Annotated in this window: 13 protein-coding genes; 8 read left to right on the top strand and 5 right to left on the bottom strand. The window is 47.8% G+C overall.

Going from position 1 to position 13,225, the window contains the following annotated elements:
• The first annotated feature begins 16 nt into the window (after window positions 1–16).
• The 6 genes from ACKU41_RS04595 to ACKU41_RS04570 all read left to right on the top strand — a co-directional run bounded on the left by ACKU41_RS04595 (window position 17) and on the right by ACKU41_RS04570 (window position 6,237).
• Window positions 17–1,450, top strand: a complete 1,434-nt coding sequence (locus ACKU41_RS04595) for an aspartate ammonia-lyase (RefSeq protein ID WP_321404360.1) — start codon at window positions 17–19, stop codon at window positions 1,448–1,450.
• A 1-nt stretch (window position 1,451) separates the two neighbouring features.
• The gene (locus ACKU41_RS04590; protein ID WP_321404359.1) at window positions 1,452–2,054 is read left to right on the top strand and encodes a hypothetical protein; all 603 of its coding nucleotides are present in this window, start codon (window positions 1,452–1,454) and stop codon (window positions 2,052–2,054) included.
• A complete protein-coding gene (hydE, locus tag ACKU41_RS04585; protein ID WP_321404358.1) occupies window positions 2,038–3,045 on the top strand; it encodes a [FeFe] hydrogenase H-cluster radical SAM maturase HydE in 1,008 nt (335 codons plus the stop codon). The genes ACKU41_RS04590 and hydE overlap by 17 nt, the downstream gene beginning before the upstream one ends.
• On the top strand, window positions 3,035–4,237 hold the full coding sequence (gene hydF / locus ACKU41_RS04580; RefSeq protein WP_321404356.1) for a [FeFe] hydrogenase H-cluster maturation GTPase HydF: 1,203 nt from the start codon (window positions 3,035–3,037) through the stop codon (window positions 4,235–4,237). The genes hydE and hydF overlap by 11 nt, the downstream gene beginning before the upstream one ends.
• A gap of 823 nt (window positions 4,238–5,060) precedes the next feature.
• Window positions 5,061–5,558 carry a cytochrome c3 family protein gene (locus ACKU41_RS04575; protein ID WP_319780190.1) on the top strand — a complete coding sequence of 166 codons (498 nt, stop codon included), beginning with the start codon at window positions 5,061–5,063 and terminating at the stop codon, window positions 5,556–5,558.
• A gap of 175 nt (window positions 5,559–5,733) precedes the next feature.
• Window positions 5,734–6,237: a DUF2867 domain-containing protein gene (locus ACKU41_RS04570; protein WP_321404354.1), complete on the top strand. Its 504-nt coding sequence runs from the start codon at window positions 5,734–5,736 to the stop codon at window positions 6,235–6,237.
• Window positions 6,238–6,273: 36 nt separating this feature from the next.
• On the opposite strand, the gene ACKU41_RS04565 is transcribed toward ACKU41_RS04570, so the two are convergent.
• The 5 genes from ACKU41_RS04565 to ACKU41_RS04545 all read right to left on the bottom strand — a co-directional run bounded on the left by ACKU41_RS04565 (window position 6,274) and on the right by ACKU41_RS04545 (window position 11,357).
• Window positions 6,274–7,059 carry an amidohydrolase family protein gene (locus ACKU41_RS04565; RefSeq protein ID WP_321404353.1) on the bottom strand — a complete coding sequence of 262 codons (786 nt, stop codon included), beginning with the start codon at window positions 7,057–7,059 and terminating at the stop codon, window positions 6,274–6,276.
• A 140-nt stretch (window positions 7,060–7,199) separates the two neighbouring features.
• Window positions 7,200–7,610: a thioesterase family protein gene (locus tag ACKU41_RS04560; protein WP_321404352.1), complete on the bottom strand. Its 411-nt coding sequence runs from the start codon at window positions 7,608–7,610 to the stop codon at window positions 7,200–7,202.
• 2 nt (window positions 7,611–7,612) lie between these two features.
• On the bottom strand, window positions 7,613–8,794 hold the full coding sequence (locus ACKU41_RS04555; RefSeq protein ID WP_321404351.1) for a cofactor-independent phosphoglycerate mutase: 1,182 nt from the start codon (window positions 8,792–8,794) through the stop codon (window positions 7,613–7,615).
• Between the two features lie 9 nt (window positions 8,795–8,803).
• Entirely contained in the window at window positions 8,804–10,093 is a 1,290-nt protein-coding gene (locus ACKU41_RS04550) for a homoserine dehydrogenase (RefSeq protein WP_319780186.1), read from the bottom strand.
• An 88-nt stretch (window positions 10,094–10,181) separates the two neighbouring features.
• Window positions 10,182–11,357, bottom strand: coding sequence for an aminotransferase class I/II-fold pyridoxal phosphate-dependent enzyme (locus tag ACKU41_RS04545; RefSeq protein ID WP_319780185.1), 1,176 nt, complete (start codon window positions 11,355–11,357; stop codon window positions 10,182–10,184).
• A 336-nt stretch (window positions 11,358–11,693) separates the two neighbouring features.
• On the opposite strand from ACKU41_RS04545, the gene ACKU41_RS04540 reads away from it, so the two are divergent.
• Both ACKU41_RS04540 and ACKU41_RS04535 read left to right on the top strand, forming a co-directional pair.
• On the top strand, window positions 11,694–11,999 hold the full coding sequence (locus ACKU41_RS04540) for an isoamylase early set domain-containing protein (protein WP_319780184.1): 306 nt from the start codon (window positions 11,694–11,696) through the stop codon (window positions 11,997–11,999).
• A gap of 231 nt (window positions 12,000–12,230) precedes the next feature.
• Complete coding sequence (locus ACKU41_RS04535; RefSeq protein WP_319780183.1) at window positions 12,231–13,154, top strand: branched-chain amino acid transaminase; 924 nt, start codon at window positions 12,231–12,233, stop codon at window positions 13,152–13,154.
• Window positions 13,155–13,225 lie beyond the last annotated feature (71 nt).

Genomic DNA, 13,225 nt, shown 5'->3' with positions numbered 1-13,225 from the left:
GGTTTCCGGAGGAAACATGTCTGAATCCGGAAATAATGATTTCCGTATCGAGAAGGATTCGCTCGGCGAAATGAAAATTCCCGCTGACGCGTATTACGGTATTCATACCCGGCGGGCTATGCTTAATTTCCCGCTTTCCGGTCAGCGTTTGCATGAACGGTTCATTCGGGCCTTTGCGCAGGTGAAAGAAGCCTGTGCCGCAGTGAATATGAAGCTGGGGTATCTGGATGAGAGTACTGGAAGGGCGGTTATAGCGGCCTGCAGGGATGTTTCCTCCGGTAAATTGAATGACAGTATAATGGTCGATCCCTATCAGGGCGGGGCTGGAACTTCCACCAATATGAATCTGAACGAAGTTATCGCCAATCGGGCTGTTGAGATTCTAGGTGGTGAATTTGGTGATTACGGGCTGGTCCACCCTGTTGAGCATGTAAACATGCATCAGTCCACCAACGATGTTTATCCTACGGCTTTAAAAGTTGCTGTCTTTACCTTGCTTGTTGATCTTGAAAAAGAGGTCTCAAAGCTCCAAGAAGTATTACAGGCAAAAGAGAGTGAATTTTCACGAATTGTAAAAGTCGGTCGGACGCAGCTGATGGATGCTGTCCCCATGACCTTGGGGATGACTTTCGGCGCCTTTTCCGATGCAGTGGCCCGTGACCGCTGGAGGCTTTTCAAATGCCGGGAAAGGATAAAGAAAGTTAATCTAGGCGGAACTGCTATCGGTACAGGCCTTGGCGCTCCCCGCGAATATATTCTTCAGGTCGCCGGAGAATTGAAGAATCTTTGCGGCCTGCCTGTTTCAAGATCTGAAAATCTTATTGATGCCACCCAGAACACTGATTCTATGGTGGAAGTTTCCGGCATGCTCAAATCATATGCTGCAAATCTGATGAAGATTTCAAACGATCTTCGTCTTCTTGGCAGCGGACCGGAAACAGGGATCGGGGAAGTGAAATTACCTCCGCGCCAGTGCGGTTCATCCATTATGGCAGGAAAGGTCAATCCGGTCATACCTGAATCTGTTGCGCAGGTGGCTTTGCAGGTCATGGGTAATGATCAAACCATAACCTTGGCTGCGTCCATGGGGCAGTTGGAGCTTAACCAGTTCATGCCGTTGCTGGCGCACAACCTGCTCAATTCCCTGAGTCTGCTGCTGAATGTTAGCGGAAGTTTTACCCGTAATTGTGTGCAGGGTATTTCTGCAAACGAAGACCGCTGCAGGAAACATGTCGAATCGAGTGATGCGCTGGCTACCGTTCTGGTGCCGTTTCTGGGATATTCCCGTGTGGAAAAGATCGTTGATGCCTGCCGGAGTTCGGGACGTTCTTTACGCGACGAGATCATTTTTCAGGGTCTTGCCGATGCCGATGAAGTAGATGAACTTCTCTCTCCGCAACGACTTTGCAAGCAGGGGTTTACCCCGGGTGAAAAGATAAGGGGTAATTAAAATGAAGCTTGTATGCGGAGTTGGGGAGTTGGGGATTCCCGCAATGTTTTCAAGGGCGAAACGAAGGATTGTACTTCATGCATCGGTTTACGGACCCTTTGCAAAGTCCAAACCCCACCTTGATGGATTGGAAAAAGCATTTTCAAGGGCTGAATTCAGCCGCTTTGATGTCATTGCCGTACAGCCCGGAGGGGAAAACGGATGGGATCAGCCGTTTTTAACTGCTCTTCGGTTCGGTATTTCCCGGCAGTCTGTTGTTGATGAACTTGATTATTCAAAATTTTTTTTAAGTGAACTCGCTAGACGTTACCCGGAAAAAGTTAATGTCTACCCGGCTAATAACTTACCGTGTCTGCCGGTGGTGATTGTGGATGATTGCATCTGCTTCGGCCAGTATGCCCATGCCTGTGTTCATGCTCCGCAGGGATTCTGGGGGTGTGTTGAGGCTGATGTCGAGAAACTTTTCGGCTGGGCCGAGTCCGGTGAGGTGCCGCGCGAAGCCGATGCGGAGGAAATTGCCGCATTCAGGTTGGTCAGTGAATGCTCAAGGGCTATGAAATGCGGCTTAGATGGTGGAGAAGGTGATTATGGTTTCGCTTGCTAGTGATGAATTGATTTATTATTTGAACGGCGGCGATGATGAAGAGTTGTTTTCATTAGCAGACAGTGTCCGGGGTAATGTTTTTGGCAGGGAGGTCTATCTGCGGGCCATTGTCGAATTTTCCAATGTTTGTAATAAAAAATGTAATTACTGCGGGTTGAGAGCCCCGAATTCAAATGTAAATCGTTATAGAATGGATGTGGATTCCATTGTCGCTTCCGCTTGTCAGGCAGCTGAAGCAGGGGCGCGCACAATTGTGCTGCAATCCGGAGACGATTTCAGCTATTCCACCCTGCAGATTGAGGAAATTATCCGCAGGATCAAGGATTCATATGATGTGGCGGTGACTCTTTCTTTGGGAGACCGCAGTATTGGAGAATATGAGCATTGGTTTAATTGCGGAGCTGACCGCTGCCTTATTAAATTGGAAACAACCGCCCCGGATATTTATGCCAAAATAAGGTGCGGAGAAAAATTCCATGATCGCATTACCTTGCTTCGCTCAGTACAGGAAATTGGTTATGAGGTCGGTTCCGGGATCATTGTAGGGCTGCCGGATTACAGCGTGGAGCAGTTGGCTGATGATTTGATTTTTCTGGCTGGATTGGAGTTGGATATGCTCGCGGCTGGGCCTTTTGTCCCTCACCCGGAGACTCCTTTTTCCTCAAGCGTTTCGGGAGATATCAATCTCTCGTTCCGGTTCACGGCCTTAGCCCGTTTGCTTAGTCCCTTTTCTAATATTCCAGCAACTTCTGCTCTTGATTCATTTGACCCTGAAGGCCGGGCAAAAGGTTTGTTGCGTGGTTGTAATGTCATTATGCCTTCGGTGACACCTGTTGCCAGACGAGGAGATTACAACATCTATCCGGGCAAAAATTCTATTTCAGTTGATGTTACCGATACTATTTCTCGAGCCGAAGAGTTGATCCGTTCACTGGATTTTGTGCCTTCGGCTACCAAAGGTTCTGTAAGGAGAATGAATAATGTCGAATAAGGCTCCCCGCGGCGTGCGGCTGGTGATTACTCTTGTTGGAAAGCGCAACGTAGGTAAGTCTTCGTTAATTAACGCCATTGCCGGACAGGATGTTGCCATTGTTTCCGATCACCCCGGTACGACAACAGACCCGGTGCCGAAACATTATGAGTTGCTTCCACTTGGTCCAGTTACATTTTATGATACCGCTGGTCTTGATGATGTAGGTGAAGTCGGTGAATTGCGTGTCAAGGCTACTAACAAGATTCTGATGCGGACTGATCTGGCTCTTATAGTTGTGGGGGAAGATGGACTTACGGATTATGAAGTCGAGCTGATGAACAGGGTCTCCAAGCTTGAGATTCCTTATATGGTTGTCTTCAATAAAAATGATTTGAAGGAACCGGTTGAGGCGGATATGGATTATTGCCGCCGGAAAGGCATCCCTTTTTACAGAACGTCGACCCTCGAGTCAGCTTCTGTGGACGAAGTCAAAGCGGCTGTAATTGATCTGGCTCCGGAAGAAATGAAACGGGAGCCTGTGCTTGCGGGTGATCTGTTTGATGAAGGAGATTGGGTGGTTTGCGTTGTTCCAATTGATCTTGCTGCTCCTAAAGGACGGTTGATTCTGCCGCAGGTGCAGGTCCTGCGGGAAATCCTTGATAGAGATGCGGTGGGGGTAACTGTAAAAGAGCGTGAAATTGAAGAAACATTGATGTCGATGAAGCGTGATCCGGCGTTGGTCATAACAGATTCTCAGGTCGTCATGAGCGTAGCTGGGGATGTCCCGGACGAAATTCCCCTGACCACATTTTCAACTTTGTTTGCCCGTTACAAAGGGGATTTGGCCAGCCTCGTGGAAGGTGCGGCAGCGATTGATTCCTTGCAGGACGGGGATACCGTGCTGATGGGGGAAGCCTGTTCCCATCACCCGGTGGCTGACGACATCGGTAAGGTCAAGATTCCTCGTTGGATTCGTCAGTATACCGGCAAGGACATAAATTTTGTTATGTATTCGGGACATGACTTCCCGGATGATTTGGAGCGATTCAAGCTGGTGATTCATTGCGGAGCATGCATGCTTAATCGCAGTGAGATGTTGCGCCGCATCAAAGAGTGTCAGCGGAACGGAGTTCCGGTAACCAATTATGGAGTGGCCATATCTAAAGTGCAGGGAGTGCTTGACCGGGTTATCAAGCCTTTTGATATTTAGATTTTATCTGCCTGACTGGAATGACCGGCAGCCGTCTTTACAGATGGTCACCGGTCATTTTTTTGTTGTATCCCTGCGGGCCTGACTGCATGGATTGGGTGCTGTCAGGCCCGCATCCGAATCAGAATTTTCGCTATGTCCGAGTCGCCGTGGGATTGAAAAACAGGTTGCCTTGGGGATGGAGGTTGTTTCTTAAGGCTGCGCCCCTAGAAAACAGGAAAACACAGGAGGTAGGGGTGTGTTTCCCAAGCAAGGCTTTGTTCTTCGTTGAATATAACTTAGACCAATTCGTGCTACTAGTCAATGAAAGTTGTTACTTATGTCGTACATAATTTTAATTTGTGTTTTTAGCGGTTAATGATTTTCGGCTGGTCATTGCGGTGATGTTTTTATTGTTTTGAATATAAGACGGGGTATAAGTTGTCCTCTGTGAACGTCTGTTACTCAGGATAGAGAAAAGTAGTGTGTCATATTAGAAAAAATATGAAGTTTTTTTTAATTCTGAATTAAAATAATGCGATATTGATTTCGGTTTTATGCTTTAGTTTGAAGTGTAAAAAAAGTTAAATCATGGCTTACTGAATATAACTTTTATGAATTGAGTTGTGTTGTGTCTTGTTGGAGTTGATAAATGCAGTTGTTTTAGTGATCTTATATTTTATTGTATATAAAAGTGATTTGTGTGAAAATTTTCTCAATCTATGTTGTGTAGTCGCTTGTTCTTTTGTTCTCAAGCATTGCAGAGTATATACATCTACGTATTTTTATTGAAATAATCCCTGATTTTGAGTAGGTAAGGACGACTTTCATGAGGAGGAATAGAATGAAGACGAATTTTCTGTATGTTGGAGCGGCTGTGGTCTTTGCCGTTCTTGTTATTGTGTATTCAACTGCTACCAGTAATCTCAGTGAGGAGATTGCAAGCATCTCCGGCGACAAAAAGGTTGAAGTTGTTTCCGAAGAGCTGGTTGTAAGATTTCCCGTTAATCTTCAATTCAAACGCCCTGAAGTGTTGAATCAGACCCGGTTTACCCCGGTTAAGTTCTCCCATTTTGACCATCAGGACGTTAACTGTGCCAAGTGTCACCATACTTGGGACGGTAAAACCCAGATCAAGGGCTGTGCTTCTGCCGGTTGTCATGACAACCTGAAGCAAAAGGCTGCGCCTCATTCTTACTTTAAGGCGTTCCACACTCTGAAGAGCGACGTTAGCTGTCGTGGTTGTCACGTGAAGATGAACAAGGCCGGCGAGACTGATATTGCCACTGCTCCTTGTGCGAACAACGCATGTCACCCCAAGCGGGTTAGAACACACAACTAAAAAGTATTTTCAAGACTTTTCGAAGTTGTACGATAGAGCCGTCTGTGGTTGCCCGCAGACGGCTCTTTCTTTTTTAGATTTGCCTATGTAATTATTTGATGTATATGTCTGTTAATTTAAGAAATTATATATTTATCGGCTAATTCTCAGTTCGGATATTCAAGGAGGCGCATCTGTGGCACAATCAATAGAAATCGTAAAATCCGTAGATCCCATCAATAAATTAATTATCAATGCCGATCATATGGACAGCATGGCTTTTGATAGTCACCGAAATATGGAGGATTTCCTGATCCGCCTGATTTCCTATAAACCGGGCTGGTTGAAATTCTTATACAAGATAAGGGGGCTTCTGGTCGGATTACTGGGGCTCAAGCATGATGAATTAGTTGGTCATGGCCTTCAGGTTTCTGACTACGACTTCAAGGCCGGAGGGCAGGTTGATTTTTTCCAGTCTGTTGATTTTGAAGCCGAAAGATTCTGGATTGGTGAGGCCGTGGATAAACATCTAAGTGCATATATCGGCGTGGTCTCAGAACCTGTACATGAAGGATTAAATCGTTATCACGTCTTTACAATCGTCCATTATAGGCATTGGACCGGTCCGTTATATTTCAACCTGATCAGGCCTTTTCATCATTTGGTGGTTTATTTTATGGGTAGGAATGCGGCAGAATAAAAAACGCACAAGGGGTGTCTTGTGCGTTTTTGTTTATTAGGCAAGCAGAGATTCCACTGCGCTCATGTGCAGCTCCAGTTCGCTGTCTTTGAGCTTGAGGGCGTGCTGCAATTCTTTCATTGAATCTTGCGGATCAAAGAGCGGGTAGTCGCTTCCGAACAGAATCCGTTCGCGTGGGTGTTTGTTGATTATTTCATAAAGCACTTTCTTATCCATGAAGGGCAGGCAACTGGAAGTATCAAAATATACATCCATTCCAGCCAGTTCTTCAGCAACCATTTTCCAATGATACAACCCGCCCATATGCGCGCCGATGGCTTTCAGCTTAGGAAAGTTCTGGAGCAGTTTTTTCAGCTTGAGCGGGCAGGAGGGGTTCTTTTCAGGCGGCAGTCTGTCCCCGATATGGAACATGCATACAAAGCGGCCCTGCACCATTTCCATGATGCGGTAAAATTTGTGGTCGTCCATGAAGAAGCCTTGAAAGTCCGGGTGGAATTTCAGACCCTTGATACCGTTGCGTTCCAGCCTTGCGAATTCTTTTTCCGGGTCGGCGTAATCAGGGTGCATGGTCCCGAAGGTAACGATGCGTTCGTCTGATTTTGCCAGTTCAATAGACCAGTTGTTGGCTGGGATGACCTGATCCGGGGCGGTTGCAGCGGTATGAATGATGACTCGGTCCAGACCTGCACGGGTCGCACGGTTCAGCAGGTCTTCCGGATGTCCGTTACCTACTGCGGTTATGCCGTAATGATCGTGCAGTTGCTGGATTACCTTGTCAGCAATTTTGGGATGAAATGCGTGAGTATGAACGTCGTAGTACATGATTGTGCCTTCGGCGACCCTGCCGGGTGCCTCTCCGAGGGCCAGTGAAACTTTTAAAAAAAGTTTCGCTGGACTCTTCAAAAACTTTTATCAGGGCTTCGCCAACGTTGTTGGAGAGAGGTGGAGGGCGTCATTTTGGGTTAAAATATTTCTCTGAGCCATTCCGGGACGCGTACAGGCCGTCCGTCTTTGTTGACGCAGGCGTGCTCGGTGAACCCGGATGCGATCAGTGTTGAACGGTTATCCTTGTAGATGTCGTAGATGAATTTGATTGAAGCTCGTTTCCATTCGATGATACCCACCTGAATATCAAGCTGGTCGTCATATTGAGCCGGTACACGGTAACGGCAGTTGGCTTCGCGCACAGGCAGGTAGATTCCGCGTTCTTCAACTTCGGCATAACTCATGCCCCGTTCGCGGATAAACAGCGAACGGGACCGTTCAAAAAAGTGCAGATATTCTGCGTAATAAACTACGCCCATGGCATCGGTTTCGCCATAGGAAACACTGTGCTCCAGCCATGAATGCGGAGTTGGAAATTGGTTTTTCATGGTTATTTTGTTTTATTTAACACCCACTGCATGAAATCATGTCCGTCGGGGATGATTATACCTGCGCGGTCAGCGGTTTCTTCCGTGAATGAGGTCTCCCCTGAAGGAATCAGGCGTGGAGAAGTCATTATGAATGGAACCGGGGTTTCATCGTGGGTTCTGGTTTCTATCGGGGTGTAGTGGTCACAGGTGACTACGTAGTTGGCTTTATCAAGAGGGAATTTTTCCAACAGCGGAGCCAAAATGCGGGAATCAAAATGTTCTATGGATTTGATCTTGTCTTCTACACTACCCATGTGCCCGGATTCATCCGGTCCTTCAAGGTGTACGTATACGAAATCGCCATGCTCCAGAAATTTCAGGGCCGCTTCAACTTTTCCTTCGTAGTTTGTATCGACCAGTCCGGTGGCACCTTCAACATCAATCACTTCCATGCCTGATGCGTTGCCCAGTCCTTTGATCAAGTCAACTGCGGAAATAACAGCGCCTTTCATGCCGAATTTTTCTTCAAAAGGAGGCAGATTCAGCGGGCGTCCTTGACCCCAAGGCCAGATGGATACAGCCTTAGTACCGTTTCCTGAGAGCACTTCTACTGCGTCACGTACCAGTTTGTCCAGACGCGGGCTTTTTGCAAATTCGCGCACATCTTCGTCAATGGGCTTATCTGTCAGGTCATGGGGCGGACGAATGTTAAGTCCCGCTTCCATTTCCTTGGCTCCGCCTTTCTGCACGAGCAGGTGGCGGTACTGGATGCCGGGGTAAAAGGTGAACTCGTCATTGCCGAGTTCAGCCTGAAGCTTTTCCACCAGCGGTACCGATTGTTCCGTACCGATATGGCCGGAAGAATAGTCGAACATGGTACCGTTTTCAGCAAATTCGGAAATATTAACCAGGTTCATGCGCCAGACCAGATCATCAGGTTCAAGCTTGAGGCCCTGCGCTGCGGCTTCAATGGGACCGCGTCCTGTATGGTAGGTGGCGGGATCAAATCCCAGCAGGGACATGTTGGCAACGTCGGAACCGGGAGCCATGCCTTTGGGTACGGTGCGGCAGGTGCCGATCAAACCCTTTCCGGCAAGCATGTCCATATTTGGTGTCTTCGCTGCTGCGAGGGTTGTTTTGTTGCCAAGTTCTTCAATGGGCCAACCGCCCATTCCGTCTGCAATGAGAAAAAGAAGTTTCATATGTAAAGGTTATCCTTTTAAAATGCGCATGGACATGGTCGGTCTGGTGATGAAGGGCATCTTGTCGATTTCGGCAATAGCAGCATTAACGTCCTTGGCGCTGGCCTTATGGGTGGTGAATACCACTGGTATATCCCTGTCTTCGGGCGAGCCTTTCTGAACAGCCTGCGCAATGGAAATATTGTGTTCGGCAAGGCATTTTGAAAGCGCGGCCATGACGCCTGCCTTATCCTGAACAGTGAAGCGGAAATAGTATTCCGAGGTACTAAGTTCCGGGGGGAGAATTTCGGCTTTTTCAATGGGAGCGTTGCAGAATCCGGTGTTATCCGGCTGGTCTGTTTTGGCAAGGGCCATAATGTCAGCCAGAACTGCGCTTCCGGTGGGCAGCGATCCTGCGCCCTGACCGTGGAAAAATGCGGGACCCACTGCATTGCCTTCGACGCGCACTGCATTGTAGTTACCGCCGACACGGGCCAGCAGCATCGTGTATCTGACCAATGCGGGGAATACTCCGGCTTCAAGCTTGCCGCCTACGTCGCGGACCTGACCGAGCAGCTTGATACGGTAACCGAATTCACGGGCAAAGCGGATATCCTGACCTTCGACTTTGGTGATGCCTTCTATGGGCAGTTCGGCCAGAGGGTAGTCCTTACCGTAGGCAATACGTGCCAGTACGCAGACTTTGTGTGCGGCGTCGATACCTTCAATATCAAAAGTGGGATCAGCTTCGGCGTAGCCGAGTTCTGTGGCCTGTTCCAGTGCGGTGTCAAATTCCAGCCCATTGGTGGACATTTCGGAAAGAATATAGTTGGCGGTTCCGTTGAGAATGCCGACAATGGATTTAATGCGGTTTCCAGCCAGAGATTCCTTGATGGACTGGATGATGGGAATGCCGCCGGCAACGCTTGATTCGTAATACAGGCCGACTTTATTCCGGGCAGCTATTTCGAAAAGCTCAATGCCGTGTTCAGCCAGTAGATGTTTGTTGGCAGTGACTACATGCTTGCCGGCTTCAAGGGCTTTTATGACGATTTCTTTGGCTAGAGAAGTTCCGCCCATAAGTTCTACCACAATGTCCACATCCGGGCTGGATGTGAATTCATCAGGGTCGGCGGTGAAAGTTACTCCCGGGCCGGGCAGGAAATCCCTTTTTTTGTTCACGTCACGGACCAGAATGGATGCAATCTCAAATTTTTTGCCGCAGCGGGCAAGGATTACATCTTCGTTTTCTTCCAAAATCCGGGCGAGTCCGGTTCCGACGGTGCCGAATCCGGCGATGGCAAGCTTTACAGTCTGCATTAAAACCTCTTAATTCATTTCACGGGGTTCAAAATAACTAACAGGCTGCGTTATACCGCAGCCTGTTAGAAATTTGAATAGTAATCTTTTAGCCTTTTGTGAAGAGATCTTTCATGCCGCGTACGGCCTGATTGATTCTCTGTCTGTTTTCAACAAGGGCCATTCGAACATGGTCATCTCCGTAATGCCCGAAACCAAGTCCCGGTGCTACCGCGACTTTGCATTCCCGCAGCAGCAGCTTGGAGAATTCCACTGATCCGAGGTCCTTGAATTGTTCAGGGATCGGTGCCCATATGAACTGGGTGGCTTTGGGCGGAGTGACATCCCAGCCGATGCGCTGCAGCCCTTCGCAAAGAGCATCGCGACGGTCCTGATAGATGTCCATTATTTCCCGCACGCATTCCTGCGGTCCGGAAAGGGCATGGCAGGCCGCAATCTGGATCGGCTGGAAAAGTCCGTAATCAAGATAGCTTTTGATCCGGGTCAGAGCCTGAACCATTTCACGGTTACCGCAACAAAAGCCTACGCGCCAGCCGGGCATGGAGTAGCTTTTGGACAGTGAGAAGAATTCAACTCCCACATCTTTCGCACCCCGTGCCTGCAGGAAGCTAGGTGCTTCGTAGCCGTCAAAAGTGAAGTCGGCATAGGCGAGGTCGTGAATGACCAGCAGGTCGTTTTCTTTGGCGAAATCAACGATCTTTTCAAAGAACGGAATTTCCGCAGTAACCCCGGTGGGGTTGTGCGGGTAGTTGATAATCAGAAGTTTTGGCTTTGGCCATGTCTGGCGCATTGCCAGTTCAAGGTCTTCAAAGAAATCCCTGTCTGCACCGATGGGAACACGTCTTACATCCGCTCCGGCAATGATACTTGCGTAAGGATGGATAGGGTAAGACGGATCCGGCGCGAACACAACGTCACCGGGTGAAAGCATAACCAACGCCAGGTGCGCCAGCCCCTCTTTGGCGCCCATGGTAACGACCACTTCCTGATCATAGTCCAGTTCAACGCCATATCTTCTTTTATACCAAAGCGCCATTTCCCTGCGAAGGCCCTTGATTCCCCTTGACGCGCTGTAGCGATGGTTGGCGGGTTTGTTCGCCGCTTCAACGAGTTTGTCTACAATGTGTTGAGGGGTGGGGATATCTGGGTTCCCCATGCCAAGGTCGATGATGTCCTCACCTTCGTGGCGCATCTGCATTTTCAGTTCGTTCACCTTGGCAAACACATAGGGGGGCAGCCGGTGAACTCTCGGAAATTTGTCCATGGTCGTTACTCCTAAATAATTATAAACTTGAGGCTTATACTTACCCGTGGCGACTCTTGCTGTCAAAATTATTATTCGTGTGATCGGTGTATTACCTGTTTGTAAGATCGTTGGTTTGTTTTTGTATAATGAGTTATAAATTTATAAAAAATTCGTTTATTATGAGTATACATCGGATAAAATTCAATTTTACTGAATATCGTTTCCCTTACTTATAGTGACGGTTGCATGTATTTTTTTTCGACTATGTTGACATTAAAAAAAAATCGCGATTAATTGTTAATAGAAAAATTTTATCACTGACGTTTCTGAAATTTAAATCATCAGGAGGACCATGTGGCTCTTTCCAAGAAGTTTTTGAAAACCAAACCTGTCTGCAAGGTTAAATTTGAAGTGGAAAAGACTCAGGTAGAAAACGGCGAAGCAATCTATCTGGTCGGCGATTTTAATGATTGGGATGAAAATGCCATTCCCATGAAAAAACTGAAAAGCGGTAAATATACTGTTACCGTGGATCTTGAAACCGGGCGCGATTATCAGTTCCGTTATCTGGCCGGCAGCAAATGGTTTAACGATAGCGAACCTGACCGTACTGAAACGACTCCTTACGGAGATTGTGAAAACTCCGTTGTCAGCGTCTGATTTTTGCCGGTGATGTACCATATATAGGGCGGGAGCTTGTTGGCTTCCGTCCATTTCGTGTTTCCCTGTGAATGATTTCTGCTATTTCATGACCTTGATATTCCCGTTCCTTCTTGACCTCGGACCCTCTTTTTTTTAGCTTCATTCATTCTGTTGTTATGCGTTGCAATTAAGCGAGGTCATCATGCTCCTGCGCTGCTTATATTTATAGAAGAAAATTAGGGGGACTTAATGGTTCAAAAAGCAGAAAAAATCTGGTTTGACGGAGAAATGGTTAACTGGGACGATGCACAGGTTCATGTGCTGACCCACACTCTGCACTACGGTGCCGGTGTTTTCGAAGGTATTCGTGCATACGCCACTGTGGACGGCAAATCCGCTGTTTTCAGACTGCGTGAACATGTGGTTCGTCTTTTTGATTCCGCAAAGATTCTCGGTCTGACTATTCCTTTCACTGTTGAAGAAATTCATGATGCAATTCTTGAAACCCTCAAGGTGAACGGTCTGAAGGAAGGTTACATCCGCCCGCTGGTTTTCATCGGTGACGGTGTCATGGGTGTACATCCCGGCTCCAACCCCATCCGTGTCTGCATTGCAACATGGCCGTGGGGTGCCTATCTTGGAGAAGAAGCCCTTGAAAAAGGCATCCGTGTAAAGACCTCTTCGTTCAACCGTCATCATGTAAACGCAATGATGACCAAGTCCAAGGCTTGCGGTAACTACGTAAACTCCATCCTTGCCAAGGTTGAGGCTGTGAAAGACGGTTACGACGAAGCGCTCATGCTTGATACCGCAGGTTTTGTTTCCGAGGCTACCGGCGAGAATATTTTTATCGTAAAAGATAATCTGATCAAGACAACCCCGCTTACTTCAGTACTTCCGGGTATCACCCGTGCCAGCCTGATGAAGGTTGCCCGCGATCTCGGTTACGAAGTGGTAGAGCAGCTCTTCACCCGCGATGAACTTTATATTGCTGACGAGGCTTTCTTCTGTGGCACTGCCGCTGAAGTTACCCCCATCTGTGAAGTGGATAACCGCGTAATAGGTGAAGGCAAGCGCGGTCCTATCGGTACCATCCTCCAGAAAGAGTACTTCAACGCTGTTAAAGGCGGAAATGACAAGTACAAAGGCTGGCTGGATTACTACGAAATTTAATTATTTGATGCCTCCGGCGGCTGGGGAAGGAAAACTTTTGCAAAAGTTTTCCTTCCCCAAACCCCATCTTT

Origin of the sequence: Maridesulfovibrio sp. (assembly GCF_963678865.1) — a bacterium.
Taxonomy (GTDB): Bacteria; Desulfobacterota; Desulfovibrionia; order Desulfovibrionales; family Desulfovibrionaceae; genus Maridesulfovibrio.
Note: the sequence above shows the minus strand (reverse complement) of the source record. Positions and strands in the feature narration are given on the sequence as shown.

Coding starts and splice junctions, on each gene's coding strand:
- ACKU41_RS04595 (WP_321404360.1), top strand. CDS start 17: ATGTCTGAATCCGGAAATAATGATTTCCGTATCGAGAAGGATTCGCTC.
- ACKU41_RS04590 (WP_321404359.1), top strand. CDS start 1,452: ATGAAGCTTGTATGCGGAGTTGGGGAGTTGGGGATTCCCGCAATGTTT.
- hydE (WP_321404358.1), top strand. CDS start 2,038: ATGGTTTCGCTTGCTAGTGATGAATTGATTTATTATTTGAACGGCGGC.
- hydF (WP_321404356.1), top strand. CDS start 3,035: ATGTCGAATAAGGCTCCCCGCGGCGTGCGGCTGGTGATTACTCTTGTT.
- ACKU41_RS04575 (WP_319780190.1), top strand. CDS start 5,061: ATGAAGACGAATTTTCTGTATGTTGGAGCGGCTGTGGTCTTTGCCGTT.
- ACKU41_RS04565 (WP_321404353.1), bottom strand. CDS start 7,059: ATGTACTACGACGTTCATACTCACGCATTTCATCCCAAAATTGCTGAC.
- ACKU41_RS04560 (WP_321404352.1), bottom strand. CDS start 7,610: ATGAAAAACCAATTTCCAACTCCGCATTCATGGCTGGAGCACAGTGTT.
- ACKU41_RS04555 (WP_321404351.1), bottom strand. CDS start 8,794: ATGAAACTTCTTTTTCTCATTGCAGACGGAATGGGCGGTTGGCCCATT.
- ACKU41_RS04550 (WP_319780186.1), bottom strand. CDS start 10,093: ATGCAGACTGTAAAGCTTGCCATCGCCGGATTCGGCACCGTCGGAACC.
- ACKU41_RS04545 (WP_319780185.1), bottom strand. CDS start 11,357: ATGGACAAATTTCCGAGAGTTCACCGGCTGCCCCCCTATGTGTTTGCC.
- ACKU41_RS04535 (WP_319780183.1), top strand. CDS start 12,231: ATGGTTCAAAAAGCAGAAAAAATCTGGTTTGACGGAGAAATGGTTAAC.